Source organism: Thermaerobacillus caldiproteolyticus (assembly GCF_015326725.1).
Taxonomy (GTDB): domain Bacteria; phylum Bacillota; class Bacilli; order Bacillales; family Anoxybacillaceae; genus Thermaerobacillus; species Thermaerobacillus caldiproteolyticus.
Window position 1 is genome coordinate 1,144,289 of sequence record NZ_CP064060.1, and the last position, 25,617, is coordinate 1,169,905.

Consider the following 25,617-nt stretch of genomic DNA (forward strand, 5'->3'; position numbering starts at 1 on the left):
GTGTATGCCGTTGTTGCTATTACAAAACACGGAGTGGACATTGCACGTAAAGTGGGAGAACAGTTGCCGAACGCTCACGTGTATTACACAAATAAATTTGCAAGAGGAGACGAAGCGAAAAAAGGCATTCATGTGTTTGAAGGGAATGTTCGCTTGCTGTTGCCGTCTCTGTTTCAGACCTATCGCGGACTCGTTCTCATTATTTCACTTGGCGCGGTCGTTCGCATGATTGCCCCGCTATTGAAGGATAAAAAGACAGATCCGGCCGTTGTTGTCGTTGACGATAAAGGCGAGCATGTCATTAGCGTTCTTTCCGGGCATCTCGGCGGCGCCAACGAACTAACGCGACAAGTAGCTGCTCTATTACAAGCTCGTCCTGTCATTACAACCGCTTCCGATGTACAAAAAACGATTGCCGTTGATTTATTTGGCCGACAATTCGGCTGGGTATGGGAATCGGATGAAAAGCTGACTCCTGTGAGCGCTGCGGTGGTGAATGAACAAAACGTTGCCGTTGTCCAAGAATCGGGAGAGCGAGAATGGTGGAACTATGATACACCATTGCCGAGCCATATTTGCGTCTATTCTTCTATTCCAGAAGCATTAGCAGAAAAGCCAGACGCTGCCCTCGTTGTTACCCACCGTTTATTATCGAAAGAAGAAGAAGCGATTTTACAAAATGGTGTGCTGTACCGTCCGAAAGTGATTGTGCTAGGCATTGGCTGCAATCGCGGTACATCGGCTGAAGAAATCGAAGCAGTCATTGACGAAACGTTAGCGGAACTTCGCTTTTCAGTCAAAAGTGTCAAAGCGGTATGCACGATTGCGTTAAAAAAGGACGAGCCGGGGCTACTCGAAGTTGTGCGAAAGTATGGATGGGAATTTGTGTATTATTCACCAGAAGAGCTCAATCATGTGCACATCGAACAACCTTCAGAAACGGTTTTTCGCTATACGGGGGCTTACGGAGTGAGCGAACCTGCGGCAAAGTTATATAGCGGTGCTGAGAATCTGGAACTTGTTAAGAAAAAATCAGGCAATGTAACGATTTCCGTTGCACTGCTGAGACATTAAGGGGGAGGCAATATGCGAAGAATCGTCATCGCCGGTACGGGGAGTGGCGTCGGAAAAACGACTGTGACGATCGGCATTATGGCGGCATTAAAGCAAAAAGGTTATATCGTGCAAGGATTTAAATGCGGTCCGGACTATATCGACCCGACTTACCATACAGCGGTAACAGGACGGCCATCGCGCAATCTCGATAGCTGGATGGTCGGACACGAAGCGGTCAAAGACATTTGTGCCAGAGGATGTGAAGGAGCCGACATTGCCGTTATTGAAGGGGTCATGGGGCTGTTTGATGGAAAACGGCCAACGACGAATGAAGGAACGACCGCGGAAATTAGTGTTCTTACGCAAAGCCCTGTTTTATTAGTCGTGGATTGTGCCGGGATGGCCCGGAGCGCAGCGGCGATTGTCCGAGGTTTTCAGTGGTTTGATGAGCGTGTTCGCATTGCCGGAGTCATCGCCAACCGCGTTGGCAGCGAAGGACATTTTCGCTTGCTGAAAACAGCCATTGAACAAGAATGCGGCATTCCGGTCATCGGCTTTCTGAAAAAGGAGGATTCATTGCGCATCCCTGAACGGCACTTAGGATTAATTCCATCGGTTGAGCGGGGGGAGCTTGATGAGTTTTTTGCTCAACTAGGTGAACTTGTCACAAAGACGGTAGATGTAGAAGCATTGCTTGAATTAGCCGAAGCTCCGAAACTGCAAGTCCAGCGTTCTTTTTTGCCGACGAACAAAATGTATGATGTGCGCCTCGCCGTTGCCAAAGATTCTGCGTTTCATTTTTACTATCCGGAAAATTTAGAGCTTCTTGAAGCGTACGGGGCAGAGCTTGTCTTTTTTTCTCCGCTTCATGGTGAGCCGCTTCCGGAGCGGGTACACGGTTTATATATTGGCGGCGGATTTCCGGAAGAGTTTGCCAAAGAATTATCTCAACAACAAAAAGTGAAGCAGTCGATCAAAGCCGCTATTGAGCGTGGGCTTCCGACATTAGCAGAATGTGGGGGATTTATGTTTTTAACGGAAGGAATTGAAACGACGGATGGAGAGTATTATGACATGGTTGGTGTCATTCCAGGGAACGTAAAAATGCACCATAAGTTAGTGGCGCTTGGCTATCGTGAAGTGAAAGGAGAACAGGGAAACTTTTTACTTTCGGAAGGTCTGCAGGCAAGGGGACATGAATTTCATTATTCAACGTTTGAAGCGAGGAAAGCAATCGATTTTGCCTACGAAACAACGGGTCTACGCGGCACAAGAAAAGACGGATATATGAACGAAAATGTTGTGGCAGGCTATGTTCATTTTCATTTTGCTTCCTGTCCAGAGATGGTGGAATGCTGGCTTGAACGGTGTAAGAAGGTGAAGGAAAATGGTTAAAGCGTTGCCCATCATGTTTCAAGGGACGCATTCCGATGCGGGAAAAAGCATCATCGCAACTGCCTTTTGCCGCATTTTTGCGCAAAGCGGATGGAAAACGGCCCCCTTTAAATCGCAAAACATGTCGCTCAATTCCTATGTGACGGTTGATGGGAAAGAAATTGGCCGTGCCCAAGGAATTCAAGCGGAAGCGGCAGGCGTTGTCGCGACAACGGATATGAATCCGATTTTAATTAAGCCAAGCCGTGACAATGAGGCACAAATTGTTGTACACGGAAGGCCGTACGGAAATATGAAAGCTTTTGCTTACCGTAACGAATTTTTTGCAACGGGCTTGCAAATGATCCGACAATCACTGGACGTCTTAATGAATGAGTACGAACGTCTTGTTATTGAAGGGGCAGGAAGCCCTGCGGAAATTAATTTAAACGACCGCGAACTTGTCAACATGCGTGTAGCCCGGATGGCGAATGCCCCAGTCATTTTAATCGGCGATATCGAACGCGGCGGCGTGTTTGCCAGCCTTGTCGGCACGCTTCAATTATTGGAGCCGGAAGATCGCAAGCGGGTGATTGGTGTGATTATTAATAAATTTCGCGGTGATCTTTCTCTGTTACAAGCGGGATTAGACTGGTTTGAACAATATACCGGAGTTCCGGTGTTAGGTGTCGTTCCGTATTTGCCGAACTTACATATCGATGCCGAAGATTCGGTCAGCTTGGATCAAGTCTCGACTACCGTCAATCCCGACAAAGAAATCGATATTGCAGTGATTCGTTATCCGAAAATATCGAATTTCACGGATGTTGATCCGTTTTTTATCGAGCCGGATTGTCATATTCGTTTTGTGACCACCGCCGATCAGCTCGGACAACCCGACCTTCTCATTTTGCCGGGAAGTAAAAATACGATTGAAGATTTGCTTTATGTCAAAGAAAGCGGGCTAGCGAAGAAAATCTTCCATTTGTATGAAACTAGTAACGTGACCATCGTTGGCATTTGCGGCGGATATCAAATGTTAGGCCACCGCATCAGCGACCCGTTTGGCGTGGAAACCCCGCTGCAACAGACGGATGGATTGCGGTTGCTGCCAATTGAAACGACGTTGAAGCGGGAAAAAACGACAGTTCTCTCTGAAGGTGTATTGATGTTTGCAGGTGAACGATTTCATGTGAAAGGATACGAAATTCATATGGGACGTTCGCACGCGCTTGATGGCTACGTCCCACTTATTGATGTCAATGGGAGGAGTGAAGGAAGCCAAAGCGAAGACGAGCGCATCATCGGCACGTATTTTCACGATGTGTTTCATAACGATGCCTTTCGCGAAGCGTTATTAAACGAGATTCGCCGACGAAAAGGGATTATGCCCATTTACGGACGTAAGTCATTTCGCACGTTGCGTGAGCAAGCTTTCGATCGACTTGCTGACCATGTAAAGCGCCATGTCCGAGTCGAGGAGATTGAGCGGAAAATGGCCGAGTTTCAAAAGGAGGGAAGGTAATGTTTACTATTCCAGCGTTACATAAAGAAATCGGGAAAGAAGTAAGTGCCTATGTCGACCAGCTAACGAAGCCAGTCGGCAGCCTTGGTCGCTTAGAACAGTTAGCGATTGAACTAGCGGAAATGACGTCCTCTTCGTTTCCAACAGTGACTCCACCAGGTGTGCTTGTGTTTGCAGCCGATCATGGTGTTGTGAAAGAAGGGGTATCTGCGTTTCCACAAGAAGTGACAGCGCAAATGGTCATGAATTTTGTAAACGGCGGTGCAGCCATTAACGTATTCAGCAGGCAAATCGGCGCAACGTTTGCGGTTGTAGATGTTGGGGTAGCAACCGATATCCAAAGCGAAGAAGTCATCCATCAGAAAATAAGATATGGAACGAACAATTTCTGTGAAAAAGAAGCGATGAGTAAAGAAGAAGCAGAGAAATCAATTTTGGTTGGATACGAACAAGCAAACGAGATGATCAAACAGGGAATTCGCTGTCTTATTGTTGGTGAAATAGGCATTGGCAATACAACGACAAGCAGTGCCATTCTTGCGGTATTAAGCAAAAAAGAAGTAGAACAGCTTGTCGGAGGAGGCACGGGTATTGCAGAAGAAAAAATCGTTCATAAACGACAGGTGATTCGGCGTGCATTGATGCTTCATGCCCCGAATCCTTCCGATCCGATAGAGATTTTAGAGAAAATCGGTGGATTGGAAATTGCGGCGATGACAGGAGCGATGCTAGCGGCAGCTGAAAAGCGCATCCCGATCCTTATCGACGGATTCATTTGTACCGTTGCTGCGCTGCTGGCGAAACTCATTCATCCATGTGTCGTTGATTATATGATTCTTGGCCATCGTTCAAAAGAAATCGGTCATAAAGTCGCGATTGAACTGTTAGGAAAAAAGCCGCTTATTGATTTAGGCTTGCGGCTTGGAGAAGGAAGCGGAGCTGCAGTTGCGTTTCCACTTTTACAATTTGCAACGAATATGGTGCGGGAAATGGCGACATTTACTTCGGCACACGTATCAAATTCAGTGGAAGCGGGAGGAAAGCAGGGATGAACAGTGGAAAAGTATATTTAGTAGGGGCAGGTCCAGGTGACGAAAAGCTTATTACCATCTACGGAATGAAATGCATTCAAAAAGCGGATGTCATCGTTTACGATCGGTTAATCAATCGAAACTTATTGAAGCATGCAAAGGACGGAGCGGAGTTGATTTATTGCGGAAAAGAGCCAGGGAACCATGCGTTGATTCAAGAAACGATCCATGCGTTGTTAGTCAAAAAAGCGAAGCAAGGAAACATCGTGACAAGATTAAAAGGAGGAGATCCGTGTGTATTCGGCCGAGCGGGCGAAGAAGCGGAAGTGCTCGCGCAGCACGGAATTCCGTTTGAAATCGTTCCAGGAGTCACCGCAGGAATTGCTGCCGCTGCCTATGCGGGCATTCCTGTTACCCATCGAGATTATGCCGCTTCGTTAACCATCGTGACAGGCCATGGTCGGCGGGAAAAAGGGGAAGATCGTTTGCATTGGGAGGGGCTTGCGAAAGGAAGCGATACGATTGCGTTTTATATGGGAGTCGGGAACTTGCCATATATTTGCCAACAACTCATCCAATACGGCAAATCTTCCGATACGAAAGTGGCTGTCATTGAATGGGGGACGACCGAGCGGCAACGAACAGTCGTAGGGACGTTACAAGATATTGAAGAAAAAGTGAAAAAAGCCTGTCTTTCTCATCCCTCGATTATCCTTGTCGGAGAAGTTGTCAAGTTACGGGAGAAAATCAAATGGTTTCCGGAAGCGTATTGTTTAGAAGGTGAGACGGTTGAGTCAATATAAAGGACGAGTCATTGTATATACAGGGGACGGAAAAGGAAAAACGACCGCCGCCCTTGGACTTGCTTTGCGAGCGGCGGGAAGAGGAAAAAAGGTCGCCATTATTCAATTTATTAAATCACCACAACGCACGTATGGTGAGCACATCGTGTGTGAAAAATTAAGCATCGAAATGCATCAAATGGGCGCCGGATTTACGTGGACGAAAACGCCCGAAGAACATCGCCAAGCATTGAAAAACGCATGGAGCTTGGCAAAAGAGAAAGTATTATCCGGGCAATATGATCTCATCGTATTAGATGAATTGAACAATGCGCTGGCGATTGACCGCTTTTCGGTCGATGATATTGTTTCGATCAATGATGTCATTCAATTGATTCAAACGCGTCCTCCTCAGCTTCATCTCGTCATTACCGGCCGTTCGGCAAAAAAAGAATTGATTGCTCTTGCCGATATTGTCACAGAAATGAAGCTTGTGAAACATGACTATCAAGAGGGGATTTGCGCTATGAAAGGTATTGAATTTTAGTGAAACTATTTCGTTCGTGCAATAAAATGTTCATTTTTAATCATATAAATCAGTTTTGTCGTTTTGTGATTTATTTCGCTTATTGCCTTTGCTGTTATCACCGCTTATCGTTTCGGTAGCGAACAACGACTGATTTTGTGTTGGCGAATTTTGATTTTTGCTTCCTTTATTATATTTTTTTGTCATACCTAACGTCCTTTCTTCATCAAATTTTAGAAAAAAGTAGGAAGATGATAATTTAAAATGCTTGTCGCGTCGCCGTCGGTATTGGCACGAATATATCGTTCTCCGTCTTTTTAGGCCAAAATATTTCCCCGGGCAATCGTGCCGTTTTCACCTTTTATTAACGCTTTTTGGTACGATAACACACGACCGCTTGAAGTGTTGAATTTGATATATTGCCTTTATTTTTGGTACAGCGACAAATGTTTCCCGTTGATCCATCGGCAAATACTCTTTTTTACAGCATTAGCTTTTCCGATGTCATTACTTTTATGCAAAAGAGGTGTTGAAATGAAATCGTTCGATTGGCATGAAGAAGCAGAAAAACAGTGGGACAAAAAAGCGGGCTTTTGGCACAAGAGCAGTGAAGACATGTGGGAGCACGGAAGTCGGAAAACGATCGTCCCGTTTTTGGCTACATACATACCAAAAGAAGGAGAAGTCGCCGATTTTGGATGCGGCGATGGCTATGGTTCGTGGAAGCTATATCAGGCAGGCTATCGCGTTATTGGGGTTGATTTATCAAGAGAAATGATTGAAAAAGCAAAAGCACGCGGAGAGCATGAACGGCTGCGCTTTATCCAAGGTGATTTGACCCAATTGCCGTTTGCTGATGAAACGTTTTCCGGCGCCATGGCGATTAATTCGCTCGAATGGACGGAAGAACCATTGAAAGCGCTCAATGAAATGAGACGAGTGCTGAAGCGCGATCATTATCTATGTGTTGGCCTGCTCGGTCCTACGGCGGCGCCGCGCAAAAACAGTTATCTGCGCCTGTACGGAAAACCGGTCATTTGCAATACGATGATGCCATGGGAGTTTGAACAATTGGCACAAGAAAACGGATGGGACATCATCGATGGACAAGGAGTTTACAAGCGAGGAGTGCACGAGGATACGATCCGCTCCTTGCCGACCGAGCTAAAACAAGCGCTCACATTTATGTGGCTCTTTATGTTGCGAAAAAAATGACAACTTAGGGTGTATGCGCACAACAGCGGCTTCTTGCATAAACTAAAATAAGAAAAGCGTAAGTGCAAATGTCTCTTCCCATAGAAGTACTTACACTTCGTAGAGGGATAGTTTGCTCCCAACCTGCCTTGCGTAAGTGTTGCAGCAATGCTTGTTCAAGAAGCAAACCGGTTGAGCGATTTTCTTTAAAAAAGAGTTGTTTTGATGAAGACAGTTCCCTATGTTTGATTTCTATTTCCTACATTAATAGCCGTATCCAACGAACGATAATTAATAAAATAAACAACACAACAATCAATGAAAAACGGTTACCAGCTATAACTCATCTTGTACTCACCTCCTATGCCGAAGCTATCGTATGTATGATAAAGGGATAAGAGATGCGCTGGACAGCTGTAGGGAAACAACAAAATGAGAAAGATACCTGTCGAAAAACGAAAAAAACCTTGGTATGAAACCAAGGTTTTTTTTTCGATTCATAAATTTTTAGCTTAACTGGCTACATATTTTTCTTCCCATTTATGCCGCCATTTGTTGCGCCGCTCCATTCGCGAACCTTTATACAAATGTTTATACTTTCGCCAATGAGTTTTCCATTGCTTTCTTCGTTCTGCTCTCACTTGTCCTTCATCCTTTCTAGTTGCGTAAGTTTCTCCATATTCTCTTTTTCGTTCTTCCCGCTGTCGAACCCTTTGACTTTTTTTGTCGAGGAAAAAGAAAGTTTTGGGGATAGACGAAGCATTAGGCAAATTTCTTCACAACGGGATAAAAGTATGGGCTTGACCAACCTAGGCGAAGGGAGTTAGTGTATCAAACCGAATAAATAGAAAGAAATACATGACGATAGAAGGGGAGAAGCTCAAACAGAAAATGATTCTCTTTGTTTTTCTCCTGTATTAATTATACTCATTTTATGTGTTGGGTGTAGGGGAAATTCAAAAGAAATTGTCGGAAGCATTGTCCAAAAAAGATAATTGAATGGACATTTAGAATAGAAAAGTAAAAATTACCAAAAATAAAAACGTTGAAGACATCCTGCTAAAACAAGTGGAAGCAAAAGCGTAAAGGCAGAGATGTCACGAAAAAAAGATATATTGCTAACAATAGAGTATAAAATGATAAATAAACTAGAAGTGATGAATTAAGGTATGGATGAATGGCAACAGAACAGCAACGAGGATGAGACAAAGAGGTGACGGAAAGTTAAACAAGGAGAATGATAGAGTCAAGTAACGAATATCGGCTTTATCTGATTTTATGGGAAAGCAGTCTCATTAAACCTTACTTGTTGAGCTATTTCTTGCATTTTTTTCAGTTAGACTATCTCTATTTACGATAGCTGCTGGATTGCCTTTGTTCGCTTTATTACTGAACGCATTGTAATGATATACCCTAACCTTCCAATGATGGTTGGTTACTTCTTCTATTCTTCTATTTGTTTAAAGCATATGGTTTGAGGCTATCCAATTCGTTAATGGAAAGGGGGGATATGCCAGCTTACCTGAATAAACTTTCTATTAATGGGTAATGGGGATTTAGGCGGTTTTATTATCATTCTCTACACAAATATGTTCCTATATAATCTGAAGAACCTAAAAAGAAGGCGGAGTGGGAGTTCCGCCTTCTTGACCACATTTTTGACCACACAATTAAATAAAAATGGGTTAAAATCAATAAAAATGTTAGGAGGAATAAGTGGAAAGACGTTGATTTTATAGGCGTTCTATTCAAATTAAATTATTTTAAAGAAAACAGAATATATTTATTCCCAAATATACGGTGTTTCTTGATAGACGTAATAGTTGAGCCAGTTCACAAATAATAGATTCGCGTGAGACCGCCAAGTGTTCAACGGCGCTTTTGTCGGATCGTCATTAGGGAAGTATGATTCCGGCATTTGGATCGGCAGTCCTTTCGCTACGTCGCGCTCGTATTCTTCTTTTAATGTAGTCGCATCGTATTCAGGATGGCCGGTTAAAAAGATTTGCTTCCCGTCGTTAGAGGCTACTAGACAAACTCCGGCTTTCTCAGAAACAGATAAAATCGTTAAATCGGGAACTTGTTCGATATCTTCGCGCAGTACATCAGTATGGCGCGAATGTGGAATGCGGAACACATCATCAAATCCACGTAACAATTTTACATTTTTTACTTCTAACGAATGTTCAAAAATGCCGAAGCATTTTTGCGGCAACATATATTTCGGAATGCCGTAATGATAGTAAAGCCCCGCTTGTGCCCCCCAACAAATGTGCAAGGTAGAAGTGACATGGGTTTTTGTCCATTCCATAATATCCGCTAGTTCGTTCCAATATGTAACCTGTTCAAATGGCAAATGCTCGACAGGCGCCCCTGTAATAATCATTCCGTCAAACTTACGATGACGAATATAAGGAAATGTCGTATAAAACTGTTCAAGATGGTGTTTGCTTGTCGTTTTTGCTTCATGAGTTTCTGGACGCAAAAAGGTGATGTTTACTTGAAGCGGAGAGTTCCCTAGCAGACGCAATAATTGTGTTTCCGCCTTTTCTTTTTGCGGCATTAAATTCAAAATGACTATATTTAACGGACGGATGTCTTGAGAATACGCCCGCTCTTCATCCATAACGAAAATATTTTCTTGTTCTAGTATTTCTTTGGCAGGGAGATTTTTTGGAATATTAATTGGCAACGGTCTCATCCTCCATTCCTTTATTTTTTAAATAATTCAATTATAAAAATATTATAAATTTTATTCAACGAATTTTTTTTCGGACGATACGAATGGTACAATAAATATATTCAGTTTTTTATTTATAGTGGAGGAAAAGCAATGACAGTGACGGCAAATGGGAAAACTGACTTAGAAATCGCACAACAAACAAAGTTGAAACGAATTGAAGACATCGCTGGTGATCTTGGACTTTTAGAGGAAGAATGGGAACCGTACGGTCATTATAAGGCGAAACTCTCCTTAAACATCATGAAGCGGCTTGCAACGAAGCCTGATGGGAAAGTCATTTTAGTCACATCTATCAACCCAACGCCGGCAGGAGAAGGAAAATCAACAGTTACGGTAGGATTAGGACAGGCTCTCCATCGCCTTGGTAAAAAAGCGATTGTAGCCATGCGTGAGCCCTCGCTTGGACCGACGATGGGAGTCAAGGGCGGAGCGACGGGCGGCGGCTATTCACAGGTGCTGCCGATGGACGAAATTAACCTTCACTTTACGGGAGACTTGCATGCGATTACGGCTGCCAATAACGCTTTAGCGGCCTTTATCGATAACCACATTCACCATGGCAATGAATTGCGGATTGACCCACGCCGCATCGTTTGGAAACGTGTTGTTGACTTAAACGATCGGGCACTGCGTCACGTCGTTGTCGGTTTGGGAGGACCGGCACAAGGTGTGCCGCGGGAGGACGGATTTGATATTACCGTTGCATCGGAAATCATGGCTGTTTTTTGTTTGGCGAGTGATCTACAAGATTTAAAACAGCGTCTTGCCCGCATTGTTGTTGCGTACAATGTAGACAAGCAGCCAGTGACGGTAAGAGATTTAGGTGTTGAAGGGGCATTAACGCTTTTATTAAAAGATGCATTCAAACCGAATCTTGTCCAAACGGTCGAACATACACCGGCGCTTGTGCATGGCGGTCCGTTTGCCAATATCGCACATGGCTGCAATAGCGTTATTGCGACGAAAATGGCACAAAAGCTCGGTGACTACGTTGTGACAGAAGCAGGGTTTGGCGCTGATTTAGGAGCGGAAAAGTTTTTACATATTAAAACGCGTTTTTCACAAATCAAGCCGGAAGTGGTTGTTATTGTCGCCACCATTCGCGCCTTAAAAATGCATGGTGGAGTGGAAAAGGAACATTTACATATAAAGAATGCAGAGGCGTTACGCGCAGGATTGGCGAATTTACAAAAGCACATTGAAACGATTCAAGCATTTGGATTGCCGTTTGTTGTGGCGATCAATCGCTTTATAACAGATACAGAACAAGAAATTGAAACGCTTACAAATTTTTGTGAAAAACACGGCTATCCGGTCGCATTAGCAGAAGTATGGGAAAAAGGCGGAGAAGGTGGACTTGATTTAGCGAAAAAAGTGCTTGACGCAATGGAAAGCGGCAATAGCAAGTTCACACCTTTATATGATGTCAACGAACCGATTCCCGATAAGATTCGCAAGATCGCACAAATCGTCTACGGAGCGAAAGACGTGGAATTTTCGCCAAAAGCGAAAAAACAAATGACCCAGCTTGAGATGCTCGGATGGGGGCATTTACCAATCTGCATGGCCAAAACGCAATATTCTCTTTCTGACGATCCGACAAAGATTGGCCGACCGACCGATTTTACGATTACGGTACGCGAATTAAAACCATCGATTGGAGCAGGTTTTCTTGTCGCGTTAACTGGTGATGTCATGACGATGCCGGGTTTACCGAAGCGACCAGCCGCGTTACGTATGGATGTAGACGAAAACGGAAATGCGATCGGACTGTTTTAGAAAAAGGGGGGGAGTGTATGTTTGACCCAACCGTATTTGATAATTTAAAAACTGTACTCGAAGGAGCGATTTACGATCTTGATCTAGATGGAACCATTGTTATCACCGATCGTCACGATTTTGTCGACTTGGCTCATTTTTCGCGGACGTATCACATTACGTTTCGATTGCAGGAGAGCGAAGAGACAGGCGTTCTATGCACAGTGACGCTACAAACAAAATTAGAACAAATTGCCGGAGAGTTGCTTCAGCAAAACCCAACTAAGCCGGGCTGCATGTTAACAATTACGTTTTATATGCCGATACAGCAAATTGAAACAACATGTCCGCTCGTCGAAGATACATTGTTAGGCATTTGGGGAGCTAACCGCCTTATTCGCCAAACGTTACGGCGTGATTATAAAAGCAAAACAGAAGCGTACGATAATGAAATTACAATCGAATTCGGCCGACTGATTCATGAAGAGAATGTCACTGATTTACAGGCAATGGTTCCGTACATGCTTAAATCGCTTCAACAGCTTCAACCATTTTACGGGATGTAAAAGCGCCGAAGTGGAAAAACGCCGGAAAATTTCTTATGATGAAAAAGAGAGGTGAGAATGATGAGCATTTATGATTTTACTGTCAAAACGATTCGTGGCGAGGAGAAATCGTTAGCGGACTACAAAGGAAAGGTGCTATTGATCGTCAATACAGCAAGCAAATGCGGATTTACTCCACAATATAAGGAACTTCAAGAACTGTATGAACAATATCGTGATCGCGGGTTTGTTGTGCTTGGATTTCCTTGCAATCAATTTGGTCAACAAGAACCGGGAACAGAGCAAGAAATCGAACAGTTTTGTCAAGTGAATTACGGTGTGACGTTTCCGATGTTTGCGAAGGTGGATGTCAACGGAGAACATGCACACCCGCTCTTCGTATATTTAACAGAAAAAGCGCCAGGCGTTTTCGGAACGAAAGCGATTAAATGGAATTTCACAAAGTTTTTAGTCGATCGATACGGAAACGTTGTTGAACGGTTTGCGCCAAAAACGAAGCCGAGCGATTTAAAAGCCGAAATTGAAAAACTGTTGGACGCGTAGCGATAGAAACTGTCTTTCCGCTTAGGAAGGACGGTTTTTTGTGACACAAGGCTAGCTTTCTTGTGCCGAATCTTCTTTTCCTCTTCAAACGGAAAGAAAGAACATGTGCTTGTCGCGAGTAGGACGAGTTTTTCCATTTTTCTAAACGGAAGGGATTGTATGAACAAACAAGAATGCATTCAACGGACAGCGGACTATGTGAAAATGCTATTGGAACATGACACAAGCGGTCATGATTGGTGGCATATCAAGCGCGTTCGGCGCCTGAGTCTAATGCTTGCGACACAAGAAGGAGCGGACCCATTTATCGTGGAAATGGCTGCACTTCTTCATGATATCGCCGATGAAAAAATTACCGGAAGCGAAGAAAAAGGAATGGCGACGGTGAGAACGTGGCTTACCCAGCTGCCTTTATCAACGGACGAAATCGAGCAAATAATCGAAGCCATTTCTACCGTTTCTTATAAAGGCGGGCACGGGAAAAAGCCGCTTACGCAGGAAGGGATGGTCGTCCAAGATGCTGACCGCCTTGATGCGCTTGGAGCGATCGGCATTGCACGCACGTTTATGTATGCAGGCAGCCGCGGACATTCCATGTATGATCCGGCGATTCCTGTTCGTGAAACGATGACAAAAGAAGAATATCGTTATGGTCGCAGTACGGCGCTCCATCACTTTTACGAAAAATTGCTGAAGCTAAAAGATCTGATGAATACAAAAAGCGCTAGGAAACTGGCAATGGAGCGCCATCGATTTATGGAGCAGTTTTTACAACAGTTTTATCGAGAGTGGGATGGTCACGATGAAGATGTTAACCGTTGAAAACCTTGGAAAAAGCTATGGAGAAAAGACACTGTTTCGCCATCTTTCATTTACGATTAAAGAACAGGAACGCATCGGCATCATTGGCATCAACGGCACCGGAAAATCGACGTTATTAAAAATCATTGCCGGTGCGGAGGCGGCTGATGAAGGACAAATCACTCATTCCAAAGACTATACGATTGGCTATTTGTCGCAGCATCCGGATTTTCAAGAGCATTTCACTGTGCTTGAACAAGTATTTCATCGCGATACACCGCTTATTCGCTTATTGCGCGATTACGAGTTGGCGCTCGCAGAGCTCACAAAGCATCCGCTTGATGAAAAAAGACAAGAGCGTCTGTTTTTCTGTCAACAACAAATGGATGCGATGAACGCTTGGGAGGCAAATGCCAATGCGAAGGCGATTTTGACGAAACTCGGCATCGATGATATGACGAAACGGATAGGGGAGCTATCAGGAGGACAAAAGAGACGCGTCGCGCTGGCACAAGCGTTAATCGAAGCACCGGATTTGTTGATTTTAGATGAGCCGACGAACCATCTCGATTATGAAGCGATCCGTTGGTTGGAAGAATATTTGGCCCGCTATCAAGGAGCGGTGCTATTTGTCACACACGATCGTTATTTTTTAGATCGTGTCACAAATCGCATTTTTGAGCTTGATCGCGGCACTCTTTACACGTACACAGGCAATTATGCTTCTTTTTTGGAAGCAAAAGCGATTCGGGAAGAGCAAGAGCGCGCTTCGGAAGCGAAGCGGCAAAACTTATATCGTCGCGAGCTCGCTTGGGTGAAGCGGGGAGCCAAAGCACGGACAACAAAGCAAAAAGCGCGCCTAGAGCGGTTTGAAGAACTGGAAAAATCGCTTCATGTCGAACAAAAAGCAAGTTTAGAAATAGCTTTAGGGGGCAGCCGCCTTGGAAAAAAAGTCATCGAGCTGAAGCAAGTCAGCAAATCATTTGGAAATCAAAAGATTCTCCATCGGTTTAGCTTTCTCATTAAACCAGGGGACCGAATCGGCATCGTCGGACCAAATGGAAGCGGAAAATCGACTTTATTAAATTTGTTGGCTGGACGGATTCAACCGGATGAGGGAGACATTGACATCGGGCCAACGGTCAAAATCGCCTACTATACCCAAGAACATATCGATATGAATGAGCAGCAGCGAGTGATCGAATATGTTCGCGAAGCAGGGGAAGCCGTTCGCACGATCGGCGGTGCCACGATTTCAGCTGCGCAATTGCTGGAGCGTTTTCTTTTTCCTATGAGCATGCACGGCACGCCGGTTCGTAAGCTGTCAGGCGGAGAAAAGCGCCGCTTATATTTATTGCGGCTGTTGATGACAGAACCAAATGTTTTATTGCTGGATGAGCCGACAAACGATTTCGATACGCAAACATTGACCGTTCTTGAGGATTATTTACAATCGTTTCCTGGCGTTGTCATCACGGTGTCTCACGATCGCTACTTTTTAGATAAAATCGCCGAGCAACTCTTCATTTTTGAAGGGAACGGACAAATCGCAACATATGTCGGGGAATATTCTGCGTACTTAGAAAAACAAATAGCTAAACAAGCCATGCAAAAACAAGAAAAGGCACCGGCCAAAGAAGCGACAGCGCCAAAAAAGACAGTGAAACGTCGTCTTAGCTTCAAAGAGCAAAAAGAGTGGGAAGAAATTGAAGACAAAATTGCTGCTTTAGAAACAAAACTACAGCAATTGACCGAAGAAATGGAGAAACACGCTAGCGACTACGAAAAAGTGCGAGAGCTAGCGAACGAACACGAAAAACTCACAGCGGAACTCGATTTGCTTCTTGAACGCTGGGCGGAGCTATCTGAACTTGTTGAATCATTGCAATCTTAAGCAAGAAGGAGGGGTACATGTTGCGAATCCAATCAATTGAACCAACACCTAGTCCTAATACGATGAAAGTGCTGTTAGATGAAGAACTTCCATTCGGCACAAGCCATAATTATAAGCCGGACAATGTTCATACCGCTCCCCCGATCATTCAGCAGTTAATGAAAATTGATGGGGTGAAAGGCATTTATCATGTTGCTGATTTTTTAGCGATTGAACGAAATCCAAAATACGACTGGAAAGAGATTTTAACTAAAGTGCGTGAAGTGTTCGGTGAAGATGTAGAGCGCGTTCAAGGTGAACAGCGGCAGCATAACGAACATTTTGGCGAAGTGAAAGTATATGTGCAAATGCTGTACGGTTTGCCAATGCAAGTGAAATTAACGGACGGTGAACAAGAGCGACGTGTCGGTTTGCCAAAGCCGTTTATGGATGCCGTCATCGAAGCGCAAAAATATGCTGGAAACGTCGTTCTGGAGCGAAAATGGGTCGAAAAAGGTGTTCGTTACGGTACGTTCGAAGAAATTGGCAACGAAATCGTTGAAGAGCTTTCCGCTGCGTATCCACCGGAGCGGCTGGAACGCATCGTGCAAATGTTTCGCCGCGGAGAGCAGGGAAAAACGCAAAAGCGCACAAGCGTTAAGGTAACAGAAGAAATGTTAGACAATCCGGATTGGACAAAACGCTACGCCGTACTAGAGCAAATGGCAGAGCCAACCGAAGAAGATTTGCCGATACTAGCCAAAGCGCTCAAAGATGAAAAAGTTTCGATTCGCCGCTTGGCAACCGCCTATTTAGGCATGATCGGCGGAAAAAAAGTATTGCCTTATTTATACGAGGCGTTAAAGGATAAAGCTGTTTCCGTTCGCCGTACGGCCGGTGACTGTTTGTCCGATATTGGCGATCCTGAAGCAACTCCGGTAATGATCGAAGCGCTCAAAGACCCAAGCAAACTCGTGCGTTGGCGTGCGGCTATGTTTTTATATGAAGTCGGTGATGAATCAGCGCTCCCAGCCTTAAAAGCGGCAGAAAACGATCCAGAGTTTGAAGTAAGCATGCAAGTAAAAATGGCAATTGAACGCATCGAAGGTGGCGAGGAAGCGAAAGGTTCGGTGTGGAAGCAGATGACGGAAAGCAGGAAACAAGAGAAATAGCAATGAATTTTTTAGCGTAAAGGATATTATGATTTAACAAAAAAACAGAGAAGATATTGCTGGCGTTTTCGCTGTAAGTATGTATATAGTAAAGAAACGTTTTGGCTTTTGTAAAATGATCCTACAAAAGTTTTTCCTCGAATCCTGTGAAAACGAAGGTGGAGGAAGAAATGATTGAACGAGTGTTTGCGGACATGGTCTGTGTTGGGCGGTCTATCTAGGGGGAATTTTTTATATGAGGACGATGCTTGTTTGTGCTGCTATGAATCGAAAGAACTAGCTGCATGTCTGTGGAGAGTGACTCAAAATTTCTATATCTAGGCTCTTTTTTCAGCAAAATAGGGCTCAGAGCTATGGTGTGGGTTCTATTTTGTTTGCAGTCTGAAGGGCTTGCTTATTTTTGCAAGCCCTTTGCTATTTTGGTTGATTTTTCGGGCATAAAATAGTATTCTGTTGACATTGAGCATGGTTTGGAGGGATGTATTGATGTCTATGGCTTATGAAGAATATATGCGTCAGCTCGTTCAACCGATGCGCGATGAGCTTGTTCGTGCAGGGTTTCAAGAGTTAAGAACGGGCGAAGAGGTAGAAGAGTTTATGGAAAACGTCCAAGGAACGACATTTGTTGTTGTCAATTCCGTTTGCGGCTGTGCCGCGGGATTAGCTCGCCCGGCAGCGACACAAGCGATTTTACGAAGCGAGAAAAAACCGGATCACTTGGTTACTGTGTTTGCTGGACAAGACAAAGAAGCGACAGCGAAAATGCGCGAATACTTTGTCGGTATTGAACCGTCTTCTCCATCGATGGCGCTGTTGAAAGGAAAAGAGGTCGTTCATTTTATTCCGCGCCACGAAATTGAGGGAAACTCGATGGAAGCAGTTATGGAAACTATTATGACGGCATTAGAAAAATATTGCTAATAGGATGTCTTATACAGGCATCCTTTTTATATACGTTAGGAAGGAATTTATGGTGGTATGATTGTCACAACAGCAGGAAGAACGAACAAAGAAATGATCGAAAAAGCAAAGCAAATCGCTGCGGAACTCCGCATCCCGTATGTAGCAAGGAGGAAAATGTCGGTGGAAGAGCTGCAAAAGCAGCAACACGATGATGTTCTTGTTGTCGGTAAAAAACGTCTTGAAATGTATTCTGCTGACGGGGCTCCGCCGTTCTTTTTCCATCCGAATTCGGCGATGTTTCGTGTCAAGCGGGTGTTGCGCGGGGAATCAGAGCCGTTTTTAGAAGCGACAAAATTACAAAAGGGGATGTCGTTTTTAGATTGTACGCTTGGACTTGCCGCGGATAGTATCGTTGCGAGTGTCGTTGTCGGTGAAAGCGGCAATGTGACTGGAGTGGAAGGAAATCGTTACATCGCTTATTTAGTTGAACAAGGGTTACACCAGTGGGATTCCGGCATTGCGCAAATGAATGAAGCGATGAAGCGCATCCGCGTGGTTCATGCCGATTATCGTTCCTTTTTATCTTCCCTTCCAGATCGCTCTTTTGACGTCGTTTATTTCGATCCGATGTTTGAGCAACCCATTATCGAATCCGATGGTATCCAAGGAATCAAATCGTTTGCAATTTATACAGAGTTAACGGAAGAAGTGATTCGCGAGGCAAAGCGAGTCGCACGTCAGCGAGTTGTACTTAAGGATCATTGGCAAAGCACCCGATTTCAACGGTTTGGCTTTTTTGTGTATGTGCGCAAAACAGCGAAATTTCATTTTGCGACGATAGAGCTTACAGAAGAATAGAAAAAAGAGAGGAAGGGAACGTTAAAGGCGGAGGTGAAACGACATGACAAAACGGCGAAAAGACCCATCTAAAGCCGGCCTAGGCGCTCCCAACGTGAAAGGGCAAGGAACAACTGAAACAGAAACAGGAACATATGAATTAGACTCCGCTCGCAAAAAAACAAAGACGCGCTAATGACAAAACTCGCAGCTTCACTGCGAGTTTTTTTATCATATCAGAATTTGACTGCGATTTTTAAAGAGAACTGTCTAGCGCAAGCGCCCAAGAAGTTTGCTTGTTGAATCGACATTGATGCAACATTTGCACAAAGCATGACTTTGAAGCGTGGTGCTTGAGAGCTCCGGGGTCAAGCTGGCTTAAGGGAGAAGAACATTTGCCCATCGCAGGAGCCGAGGTGGCGAAATTAGAGGCACTTACGCTGTGCTTATGATCTCTTTCACATCCTACGGATACGTGAATGCTTTCCTTTTTATGATTCCGCAATACAACTATAAATAAAATAAATCAATGTCAGTAAGCTTGCCGCAAAAAAGATCGCATTCATGTTTGTTTCCCGCCTTTCTTATATATACATAGGTGAAAATATGGTAAACTACTTATACACCCATAGTATATACCATATAAAAGAAAAAAAGAAAACGGTTTTATACAGCAAGATAAGGGGGATGGAGTCATGAGGAAAGCAGAGCGCATGAAAGAATTTGGCACATCGGTTTTTAGTCAATTAGCGGCATATAAACAGTCGAAAATTTCCCAAGGTTATGACATGATTGATTTAAGTATCGGTAGCCCTGATTTACCCCCACCTTCTTTTATAAGGAAAACGCTTGCTTTTTACGCGAACAATCCAGATACGTATGGTTATACGTTGGAGGGAACGCACGAATTTCATGAAGCGGTCGCAAGTTATTACGAAATGAATCATCATGTATCTCTTAATCCGAACAAAGAAATTGCTTGTTTAATGGGCTCTCAAGATGGCCTCGTTCATTTACCGATGGCGTTTGCGAATCCTGGTGATGTGATTCTTGTTCCTGATCCGGGTTATACGGCGTATGCGACGGGAATTGCCATGGCCCAAGCTGTTCCTTTTTTTATGCCGCTTCGTAAAGAAAATTCGTTTCTTCCAGATCTTCAAGCCATTCCAGAAGAAATAGCGAAACGGGCAGCGCTCATGTTTTTAAATTTTCCGGGCAATCCTGTTCCTGCATTGGCGACGGAATCGTTTTTTGAAGAAGTCATTGAGTTTGCCAAACGATACGAAATCATCGTCGTTTCCGATTTTGCTTATAGTGAGCTTTATTATGATGGGCAGAAACCTATCAGCTTTTTATCGATACCGGGAGCAAAAGAAGTCGGTGTTGAGATGAACTCGCTTTCGAAAAGTTACAATATGGCTGGTTGTCGAATTGGCTATGTATGCGGAAATGAACAAGTGATTGAAGTGCTTACCCATTTTAAATCTAATTTAGATTACGGCGTATTTTTACCGATTCAAAAAGCAGCAGTGGCTGCCTTGACAAAGGGAGCATCGTTTTGTGAAGAAAATCGGAGAATCTATCAATCTCGTCGCGATCGCTTCATTGATGGGCTCATTTCGATGGGCTGGCATGTCGAGCGCCCAAAAGCGAGCATGTTTATATGGGCAGAAATTCCGAAAGGATGGACATCTGTTGAATTTGCTTATGCTCTCATGGACCGTGCTCATGTCGTCGTGACGCCTGGCCAAGCGTTTGGACCAAATGGGGAGGGATTTGTACGCATCGCTCTTGTTCAAGAGGAAGAGAGGCTTATGCAAGCGGTAGAGAATATGAAGAAGAGCGGAATTTTTACAGGATGAGGTGATAAAGTGCCAACCGACTACTACGTAGCAGAAATTTGAAGAGGGGGACTCGCGAGTGTCCAACAGTTCGAATGTGTACGTAATTTTGCCTTCAATTGCCCTCTGCATTAGGGGCAGGTTGACAGCTCCGACTACAAGACGCTTAGACGGTCTTTGTCTGCAAGAAAGATACACGATTAGGTTCAACGTTTTACGGCTGCAACGACTTCAATCTCATACGTTGAGTTGTATTTATAATGCCGATACTGGAAAAGACAATATCCGCTTCCATGCTAGACAGGAACATCCGCCACAAGTGGATATTCGTTCGCATTTCACTACTATACGTATCGCAATGCGTTTCAAACTCATTATAAGCCAGGAAAAATTGATGGGATAAAAATGCGTCACTGAAATGGTAAAGAGAACGGTAAAAGAAGTAGCCATGTCCATGCATTTCAACGTTTTCCTAATTTTATTCATTTCTCCGCCTTTCCTTGCATGCTATAATGTTTTAAAACTATCGATCATCATGATAGACAGCGAGTAAGACGGGGGAATGATAGATGAGACGGTTGGCTTTATTCGTAGGAATGATTATGCTTGTCGTTCCACTTCTTTCTTTTTCGCCTTATCCAGCAACTCACGGTGTACTGTTAAGTGCTAGTTCGCTTCGTTTGAAACACATACCATCCTATGAAACATTGAAACAAATCATCATTTTACCAGATACATCATTTAACCATTCAGAAGCAAAAAAAATGATTAAAACGCTCTCGCATATCGATCCCCCTTTATTAAAAAAGATTGCTGATGAGCATATTTATGTAAAACTTTTTAACGGAAAACTTACTGATGAACCATCAGCACGCCATTTGCAGGGGAAAACGCCGCGTGGATACATATATTCTTCCGTCACGTGGGATGATGTTCCGGGTCTTGGCGGTTCTCATCTTGTCTTAGCGAAAATCGGCCATAGTGAGAAAGGAAGAGGGCACGGTTCAGTTAACTTGGAGTTGCACGAGTTGGCTCATTCTGTTGATTACATTGTATTTGACCGCATTCACGAAACTCCGGCATTTTTAACGATTTGGCAGGAAGAAGCAGGCCGCTTATTTCCTTATAACTACTATCTTTTACACTATCCTGAAGAATATTTCGCCGAATCGTTTGCCTATTACTATTATAATGACAAAACACGCGCTTATTTGAAAGCAACGGCACCGAAAACGTATCAATTTATTGATCACTTAGTGAAATAGAGCTCGAAAATGGGCTCTTTTTCGTTTATGATAGAGAGTGAGGTGAGAACATTGCAGCAATATTTACAATTATTAGAAGATATTTTAGAAAATGGAGTCCAAAAAGACGATCGTACAGGGGTCGGGACGTTATCCGTTTTTGGACGTCAGCTACGATTTGACTTACAAGAAGGTTTTCCGTTGTTAACGACAAAAAAATTACATATTCGTTCGATCATTTACGAGTTATTATGGTTTTTAAGCGGCAATACAAACGTTCGCTATTTGCAAGAAAATGGGGTCACGATTTGGGACGAATGGGCTGATGAAAACGGGGAATTAGGTCCTGTTTACGGAGCACAATGGCGTTCGTGGAAAGGCGCCGACGGAAAAACAGTCGACCAAATTAGCGAGGTCATTGAACAAATCCGAACAAATCCGAACTCGCGCCGTTTATTGGTAAGCGCATGGAATGTCGCGGAAATTGATAAAATGAAACTCCCGCCTTGTCATTACGCGTTCCAATTTTACGTCGCTAATGGGAAATTATCATGCATGTGGCAGCAACGCTCTGTCGATACGTTTTTAGGATTGCCGTTTAATATCGCAAGCTACGCATTATTAACACATATGATTGCCCAACAATGCGATTTGGAAGTTGGCGAGTTAATTTTTACGGGCGGAGATGTTCATTTGTATATGAATCATATCGAACAAGCGAAACTGCAATTAACAAGGGAACCGCGTCCGCTTCCAAAGCTCGTGATTAAAAGAAAACCGGCTTCGATCTTTGAATATCAATTTGACGATTTTGAAATCGTGGACTATCATCCGCACCCGCATATTAAAGCGCCAGTAGCGGTGTAAAAAGGGGAGATACGATGATTTCTCTCATTGTTGCAATGGATAACAGTCGCGTCATCGGGAAAGATAACAAATTGCCGTGGCATTTGCCAGCGGATCTGGCTTATTTTAAAAAGGTGACAATGGGGCATCCGATCGTAATGGGACGAAAAACGTTTGAATCGATCGGTCGCCCTTTGCCGGGACGGGAAAATATTATCGTCACTCGAAATCGCTCGTTTCAACCAGAAGGATGTACTGTCATTCATTCCGTCGAAGGCATTAAACAAATCGCAGCGAAACGGAGCGATGAAGTATTTGTCATTGGCGGGGCGGAACTATTTGCAGCGATATTGCCGCTGGCGGATCGCCTCTACATCACGAAAATTGAAGCGAACTTCCCTGGTGATACGTTTTTTCCGGTATTTAACGAAGCGGAATGGCGCTTGATTTCCTGTGAGAAGGGACAAAAAGACGAAAAAAATCCATACGATTACTTTTTTCTTGTGTATGAACGCAAGTGTTAAAAGTGTTTCACTTGATGTGGAACACTTTTTTCTTTTGAAAAATCGAATAGAGACCGTACAGAAAAGGAACGATAAAATTATACGATCAAGGAAATGGAGGAATATGGATGAAACATGTCGTTCCATTAGCGCTAAAGTTCGTTTTATGGAGCACGGTCTTATTTTCGATTTTCACGATTTTTAATCCGCCGCTCCTTCTCATTTTTTTCATCGTTTTAGCAACAACAGTCGTTTCTTATGTGCTCGGTGACTTATTCATATTGCCACGGTTTGGAAATTTTTTTGCCGTCATTGCTGATCTTCCGTTGGCCTTCGCCGCTATTTGGTTATGCAGTTATGCTCTCATTGAGCCGACAATCAATATGGCGTATGCTTCTTTTTTTGCAGCGTTGGCAATTGCGGCGATTGAAGCGTTTTTCCATGTTTTTATGGAAAAACGCGTGCTCGATGAAACGGACGAACACAAGACGCCGCGATGGTTTGGTCAAGGGAGATGGGCGACAGAATTTGCCGAAGAATACGAAGAAAGAAAAGAAAGCGACGATCGCTCGTAGGCGAATCGCCGCTTTCTTCTAAATGTAAAAGAGTACACAAAAATACATCATCGCACTGCCACCGAGAACAAATACATGCCAAATCGCATGATGATAAGGAAGTCTTTTCCATAAGAAAAAGATCGCGCCAATTGTATATAATATTCCACCGCCTAACAATAAGGAAAAGCCGGCCGGCTTCAATAATTCATAAAGCGGCCGGATTGCAATAACCGCAAGCCACCCCATAAAAATATAAACAACAGTCGAGGCAATGACAAACCGATCGACGAAAAAAATTTTAAAGACGATGCCAACAACCGCAAGCCCCCAAACGATACCAAACAATGTCCAGCCAAGTGCACCGCGCAATAATAAAAGCGTAAACGGCGTATACGTGCCAGCAATGAGCAAAAAAATTGCTGAATGGTCAAAAATTTGTAAGAGCCGTTTTCCTTTATGCCAAAACAACGAATGTAGCAGCGTCGAACAAACATAAAGAACAATCATGCTCGCTCCAAAAATCGCAAAACTAATAATACGTGAAACATCTCCATATGCCGATATAAGGAGAATCACCAATGCAGGTATGCTGAGCAGCACCCCGAGTCCATGAGTCAGGGCATTGGCAACTTCCTCTTTCCAAGAACATTCCATTTTCTTCCCTCATTTTCATAAAATATTAGTTTCATTCTACTTCATTACAGCATAATAAACAATAAAAATTCATATCGGCCGGCAAAGGAGACGTAAGAATATGTTGACGTTAATTAAACAATCAGAAGTCTATGCCCCTTCGGGAATAGCTGGCGACAAAATTGGTTATATCAAAGACAATATTGATGTTCCAAAACAGCTCGTCGATATTAACGTCATTGATGCTGACGGAAAGCTTGCTTTTTCCCGGATTTATTGACTCGCACATTCACATTATCAGTGGTGGGGGAGAAGGAGGCGATAAAACACGCACGCCGGAGCTAACGCTTACCGGCGCGACAGCTGGAATGACAACGATCGTTGGCGTAATTGGTACAGATGGAACTACGCGCCCGATGCCTGACCTAATTGCCAAAGCGCATGCTCTTGAAGAAGAAGGAATCAGCTTTATGTCCATACGGGTTCGTATCAAGTGCCAGTAAAGACGCTAACAGGAAAAATTGAAGATGATCTTATGTTAATTGACAACTATCGATGTCGGTGAAATTGCCATTGCCGATCATCGTTCTTCCCAATCAACGTGGCAAGAGATGGCGAAAATTGCAGCAGCTGCTCGGATCGGTGGCTTGCTTTCTGGAAAAGCAGGAATTGTCAACGTTCATGTTGGCGATAGTCAATCAAAATTAAAAGTATTAGAAGAGGTTGTGGAGTATACAGATATCCCATTTGCTAATTTCATCCAACTCATACCAATCGTAATCGTGATTTGTTTGAAGCGGGATTCGTTACGCGAAACAAGGGGATATGTCGATTTCACAACGAGCACGATTCCAACCTTTTTAGAACAAGGAGAAATCAAACGCAGCAAAGGGTTAAAAGAAATGTTAGCAACAGGTGTTTCCATCGAACAAATTACTTTTACATCCGACGGTCAAGCAAGTCTGCCGAGCTTTAACGAACGAGGAGAATTCGCTGGATTACAAAGTCGGGCGTGTTTCATTCCTTTACGAAGAAGTGTGTGCCGCGATTCTAGAAGAACAAATTCCGATTGAAATAGCGATTCGCGTCATTACCTCTAATCCTGCTGATCTCTTAAAGTTAACACAAAAAGTATATATCGAACAAGGCTGCACCGCTGATTTTGTCCTTGTCAATCAAAAAGACTTGCAAATTGATACGGTCATTTCCAAAGGAAAGATCATGGTTGAACAGCAAAATATCGTAGTAAAAGGGACGCTTTTATAAATTTTTCGAAAATTCTCTTTCTTTTTTCTGAATTTGTGATATA

General features: G+C 43.7%; 29 protein-coding genes. 25 read left to right on the forward strand and 4 right to left on the reverse strand.

Annotated features, from left to right (window positions below):
• From ISX45_RS05660 to ISX45_RS05690, 7 genes are all read left to right on the forward strand, one after another.
• Entirely contained in the window at positions 1-1,074 is a 1,074-nt protein-coding gene (locus ISX45_RS05660) for a cobalt-precorrin 5A hydrolase (RefSeq protein WP_194520207.1), read from the forward strand.
• Between the two features lie 12 nt (positions 1,075-1,086).
• Positions 1,087-2,451, forward strand: a complete 1,365-nt coding sequence (locus ISX45_RS05665; RefSeq protein WP_194520208.1) for a cobyrinic acid a,c-diamide synthase CobB — start codon at positions 1,087-1,089, stop codon at positions 2,449-2,451.
• Positions 2,444-3,955 carry a cobyric acid synthase gene (locus ISX45_RS05670; protein WP_194520209.1) on the forward strand — a complete coding sequence of 504 codons (1,512 nt, stop codon included), beginning with the start codon at positions 2,444-2,446 and terminating at the stop codon, positions 3,953-3,955. Before ISX45_RS05665 ends, ISX45_RS05670 begins: the two co-directional genes overlap by 8 nt.
• Positions 3,955-5,007, forward strand: coding sequence for a nicotinate-nucleotide--dimethylbenzimidazole phosphoribosyltransferase (gene cobT, locus ISX45_RS05675; protein WP_194520210.1), 1,053 nt, complete (start codon positions 3,955-3,957; stop codon positions 5,005-5,007). Before ISX45_RS05670 ends, cobT begins: the two co-directional genes overlap by 1 nt.
• Positions 5,004-5,789 carry a uroporphyrinogen-III C-methyltransferase gene (gene cobA / locus ISX45_RS05680; RefSeq protein WP_194520211.1) on the forward strand — a complete coding sequence of 262 codons (786 nt, stop codon included), beginning with the start codon at positions 5,004-5,006 and terminating at the stop codon, positions 5,787-5,789. The genes cobT and cobA overlap by 4 nt, the downstream gene beginning before the upstream one ends.
• Positions 5,767-6,315 (forward strand): cob(I)yrinic acid a,c-diamide adenosyltransferase, encoded by a 549-nt coding sequence (gene cobO / locus ISX45_RS05685; protein ID WP_373367394.1) that lies wholly within the window; start codon positions 5,767-5,769, stop codon positions 6,313-6,315. The genes cobA and cobO overlap by 23 nt, the downstream gene beginning before the upstream one ends.
• Before the next feature lie 513 nt (positions 6,316-6,828).
• Entirely contained in the window at positions 6,829-7,509 is a 681-nt protein-coding gene (locus tag ISX45_RS05690; RefSeq protein WP_181556666.1) for a class I SAM-dependent methyltransferase, read from the forward strand.
• A gap of 238 nt (positions 7,510-7,747) precedes the next feature.
• On the opposite strand, the gene ISX45_RS20220 is transcribed toward ISX45_RS05690, so the two are convergent.
• The 3 genes from ISX45_RS20220 to metA form a co-directional block, all read right to left on the reverse strand.
• Positions 7,748-7,828 (reverse strand): YjcZ family sporulation protein, encoded by an 81-nt coding sequence (locus tag ISX45_RS20220; protein ID WP_181556740.1) that lies wholly within the window; start codon positions 7,826-7,828, stop codon positions 7,748-7,750.
• Positions 7,829-8,000: 172 nt separating this feature from the next.
• A complete protein-coding gene (locus ISX45_RS19855) occupies positions 8,001-8,129 on the reverse strand; it encodes a hypothetical protein (RefSeq protein WP_258561079.1) in 129 nt (42 codons plus the stop codon).
• A gap of 1,142 nt (positions 8,130-9,271) precedes the next feature.
• The gene (gene metA, locus ISX45_RS05700) at positions 9,272-10,180 is read right to left on the reverse strand and encodes a homoserine O-acetyltransferase MetA (RefSeq protein WP_194520213.1); all 909 of its coding nucleotides are present in this window, start codon (positions 10,178-10,180) and stop codon (positions 9,272-9,274) included.
• A 141-nt stretch (positions 10,181-10,321) separates the two neighbouring features.
• Between metA and ISX45_RS05705 the strand changes: the two genes are divergently transcribed.
• The 14 genes from ISX45_RS05705 (at position 10,322) to ISX45_RS05770 (ending at position 23,693) form a co-directional block, all read left to right on the forward strand.
• Positions 10,322-12,010: a formate--tetrahydrofolate ligase gene (locus ISX45_RS05705; RefSeq protein WP_194520214.1), complete on the forward strand. Its 1,689-nt coding sequence runs from the start codon at positions 10,322-10,324 to the stop codon at positions 12,008-12,010.
• 17 nt (positions 12,011-12,027) lie between these two features.
• Positions 12,028-12,555 (forward strand): hypothetical protein, encoded by a 528-nt coding sequence (locus ISX45_RS05710; RefSeq protein ID WP_194520215.1) that lies wholly within the window; start codon positions 12,028-12,030, stop codon positions 12,553-12,555.
• Between the two features lie 60 nt (positions 12,556-12,615).
• A complete protein-coding gene (locus ISX45_RS05715; protein ID WP_194520622.1) occupies positions 12,616-13,098 on the forward strand; it encodes a glutathione peroxidase in 483 nt (160 codons plus the stop codon).
• A 159-nt stretch (positions 13,099-13,257) separates the two neighbouring features.
• Positions 13,258-13,920, forward strand: coding sequence for an HD domain-containing protein (locus ISX45_RS05720; RefSeq protein WP_194520216.1), 663 nt, complete (start codon positions 13,258-13,260; stop codon positions 13,918-13,920).
• Complete coding sequence (locus tag ISX45_RS05725; RefSeq protein ID WP_181556660.1) at positions 13,901-15,793, forward strand: ABC-F family ATP-binding cassette domain-containing protein; 1,893 nt, start codon at positions 13,901-13,903, stop codon at positions 15,791-15,793. Before ISX45_RS05720 ends, ISX45_RS05725 begins: the two co-directional genes overlap by 20 nt.
• Positions 15,794-15,813: 20 nt before the next feature.
• The gene (locus ISX45_RS05730; RefSeq protein ID WP_194520623.1) at positions 15,814-16,944 is read left to right on the forward strand and encodes a conserved virulence factor C family protein; all 1,131 of its coding nucleotides are present in this window, start codon (positions 15,814-15,816) and stop codon (positions 16,942-16,944) included.
• Positions 16,945-17,430: 486 nt separating this feature from the next.
• Positions 17,431-17,865: a BrxA/BrxB family bacilliredoxin gene (locus tag ISX45_RS05735; protein ID WP_194520217.1), complete on the forward strand. Its 435-nt coding sequence runs from the start codon at positions 17,431-17,433 to the stop codon at positions 17,863-17,865.
• Between the two features lie 57 nt (positions 17,866-17,922).
• Positions 17,923-18,705 carry a class I SAM-dependent methyltransferase gene (locus tag ISX45_RS05740; RefSeq protein ID WP_194520218.1) on the forward strand — a complete coding sequence of 261 codons (783 nt, stop codon included), beginning with the start codon at positions 17,923-17,925 and terminating at the stop codon, positions 18,703-18,705.
• Between the two features lie 43 nt (positions 18,706-18,748).
• Positions 18,749-18,880 carry a YuzL family protein gene (locus tag ISX45_RS05745; protein ID WP_181556656.1) on the forward strand — a complete coding sequence of 44 codons (132 nt, stop codon included), beginning with the start codon at positions 18,749-18,751 and terminating at the stop codon, positions 18,878-18,880.
• Between the two features lie 499 nt (positions 18,881-19,379).
• Complete coding sequence (locus ISX45_RS05750; protein ID WP_194520219.1) at positions 19,380-20,546, forward strand: LL-diaminopimelate aminotransferase; 1,167 nt, start codon at positions 19,380-19,382, stop codon at positions 20,544-20,546.
• 548 nt (positions 20,547-21,094) lie between these two features.
• On the forward strand, positions 21,095-21,790 hold the full coding sequence (locus tag ISX45_RS05755; RefSeq protein ID WP_194520220.1) for an anthrax toxin lethal factor-related metalloendopeptidase: 696 nt from the start codon (positions 21,095-21,097) through the stop codon (positions 21,788-21,790).
• Between the two features lie 51 nt (positions 21,791-21,841).
• Positions 21,842-22,636: a thymidylate synthase gene (gene thyA / locus ISX45_RS05760; RefSeq protein WP_181556653.1), complete on the forward strand. Its 795-nt coding sequence runs from the start codon at positions 21,842-21,844 to the stop codon at positions 22,634-22,636.
• A 14-nt stretch (positions 22,637-22,650) separates the two neighbouring features.
• The gene (locus ISX45_RS05765; RefSeq protein WP_194520221.1) at positions 22,651-23,139 is read left to right on the forward strand and encodes a dihydrofolate reductase; all 489 of its coding nucleotides are present in this window, start codon (positions 22,651-22,653) and stop codon (positions 23,137-23,139) included.
• Positions 23,140-23,246: 107 nt separating this feature from the next.
• The gene (locus ISX45_RS05770) at positions 23,247-23,693 is read left to right on the forward strand and encodes a YndM family protein (RefSeq protein ID WP_194520222.1); all 447 of its coding nucleotides are present in this window, start codon (positions 23,247-23,249) and stop codon (positions 23,691-23,693) included.
• Between the two features lie 18 nt (positions 23,694-23,711).
• Here ISX45_RS05770 and trhA read toward each other — a convergent pair whose 3' ends face one another.
• The gene (trhA, locus tag ISX45_RS05775; RefSeq protein ID WP_181556650.1) at positions 23,712-24,329 is read right to left on the reverse strand and encodes a PAQR family membrane homeostasis protein TrhA; all 618 of its coding nucleotides are present in this window, start codon (positions 24,327-24,329) and stop codon (positions 23,712-23,714) included.
• Positions 24,330-24,429: 100 nt separating this feature from the next.
• On the opposite strand from trhA, the gene ISX45_RS19460 reads away from it, so the two are divergent.
• From ISX45_RS19460 to ISX45_RS19475, 4 genes are read left to right on the forward strand one after another with little or no spacing between them, the layout of a single operon-like run.
• Positions 24,430-24,588: a hypothetical protein gene (locus ISX45_RS19460; RefSeq protein ID WP_228485632.1), complete on the forward strand. Its 159-nt coding sequence runs from the start codon at positions 24,430-24,432 to the stop codon at positions 24,586-24,588.
• Complete coding sequence (locus tag ISX45_RS19465) at positions 24,566-24,811, forward strand: hypothetical protein (RefSeq protein WP_228485633.1); 246 nt, start codon at positions 24,566-24,568, stop codon at positions 24,809-24,811. Before ISX45_RS19460 ends, ISX45_RS19465 begins: the two co-directional genes overlap by 23 nt.
• 39 nt (positions 24,812-24,850) lie before the next feature.
• Positions 24,851-25,381, forward strand: coding sequence for an amidohydrolase family protein (locus ISX45_RS19470; RefSeq protein WP_228485634.1), 531 nt, complete (start codon positions 24,851-24,853; stop codon positions 25,379-25,381).
• On the forward strand, positions 25,344-25,574 hold the full coding sequence (locus ISX45_RS19475; protein ID WP_228485635.1) for an amidohydrolase family protein: 231 nt from the start codon (positions 25,344-25,346) through the stop codon (positions 25,572-25,574). Before ISX45_RS19470 ends, ISX45_RS19475 begins: the two co-directional genes overlap by 38 nt.
• Positions 25,575-25,617 lie beyond the last annotated feature (43 nt).

What these genes read in the sequence shown, in the direction of transcription:
- ISX45_RS05665 (WP_194520208.1), top strand. Translation starts at nt 1,087, where the DNA reads ATGCGAAGAATCGTCATCGCCGGTACGGGGAGTGGCGTCGGAAAAACG.
- ISX45_RS05670 (WP_194520209.1), top strand. Translation starts at nt 2,444, where the DNA reads ATGGTTAAAGCGTTGCCCATCATGTTTCAAGGGACGCATTCCGATGCG.
- cobT (WP_194520210.1), top strand. Translation starts at nt 3,955, where the DNA reads ATGTTTACTATTCCAGCGTTACATAAAGAAATCGGGAAAGAAGTAAGT.
- cobA (WP_194520211.1), top strand. Translation starts at nt 5,004, where the DNA reads ATGAACAGTGGAAAAGTATATTTAGTAGGGGCAGGTCCAGGTGACGAA.
- ISX45_RS05690 (WP_181556666.1), top strand. Translation starts at nt 6,829, where the DNA reads ATGAAATCGTTCGATTGGCATGAAGAAGCAGAAAAACAGTGGGACAAA.
- ISX45_RS05705 (WP_194520214.1), top strand. Translation starts at nt 10,322, where the DNA reads ATGACAGTGACGGCAAATGGGAAAACTGACTTAGAAATCGCACAACAA.
- ISX45_RS05710 (WP_194520215.1), top strand. Translation starts at nt 12,028, where the DNA reads ATGTTTGACCCAACCGTATTTGATAATTTAAAAACTGTACTCGAAGGA.
- ISX45_RS05715 (WP_194520622.1), top strand. Translation starts at nt 12,616, where the DNA reads ATGAGCATTTATGATTTTACTGTCAAAACGATTCGTGGCGAGGAGAAA.
- ISX45_RS05720 (WP_194520216.1), top strand. Translation starts at nt 13,258, where the DNA reads ATGAACAAACAAGAATGCATTCAACGGACAGCGGACTATGTGAAAATG.
- ISX45_RS05725 (WP_181556660.1), top strand. Translation starts at nt 13,901, where the DNA reads ATGAAGATGTTAACCGTTGAAAACCTTGGAAAAAGCTATGGAGAAAAG.
- ISX45_RS05735 (WP_194520217.1), top strand. Translation starts at nt 17,431, where the DNA reads ATGTCTATGGCTTATGAAGAATATATGCGTCAGCTCGTTCAACCGATG.
- ISX45_RS05740 (WP_194520218.1), top strand. Translation starts at nt 17,923, where the DNA reads ATGATTGTCACAACAGCAGGAAGAACGAACAAAGAAATGATCGAAAAA.
- ISX45_RS05745 (WP_181556656.1), top strand. Translation starts at nt 18,749, where the DNA reads ATGACAAAACGGCGAAAAGACCCATCTAAAGCCGGCCTAGGCGCTCCC.
- ISX45_RS05750 (WP_194520219.1), top strand. Translation starts at nt 19,380, where the DNA reads ATGAGGAAAGCAGAGCGCATGAAAGAATTTGGCACATCGGTTTTTAGT.
- ISX45_RS05755 (WP_194520220.1), top strand. Translation starts at nt 21,095, where the DNA reads ATGAGACGGTTGGCTTTATTCGTAGGAATGATTATGCTTGTCGTTCCA.
- ISX45_RS05765 (WP_194520221.1), top strand. Translation starts at nt 22,651, where the DNA reads ATGATTTCTCTCATTGTTGCAATGGATAACAGTCGCGTCATCGGGAAA.
- ISX45_RS05770 (WP_194520222.1), top strand. Translation starts at nt 23,247, where the DNA reads ATGAAACATGTCGTTCCATTAGCGCTAAAGTTCGTTTTATGGAGCACG.
- trhA (WP_181556650.1), bottom strand. Translation starts at nt 24,329, where the DNA reads ATGGAATGTTCTTGGAAAGAGGAAGTTGCCAATGCCCTGACTCATGGA.
- ISX45_RS19460 (WP_228485632.1), top strand. Translation starts at nt 24,430, where the DNA reads ATGTTGACGTTAATTAAACAATCAGAAGTCTATGCCCCTTCGGGAATA.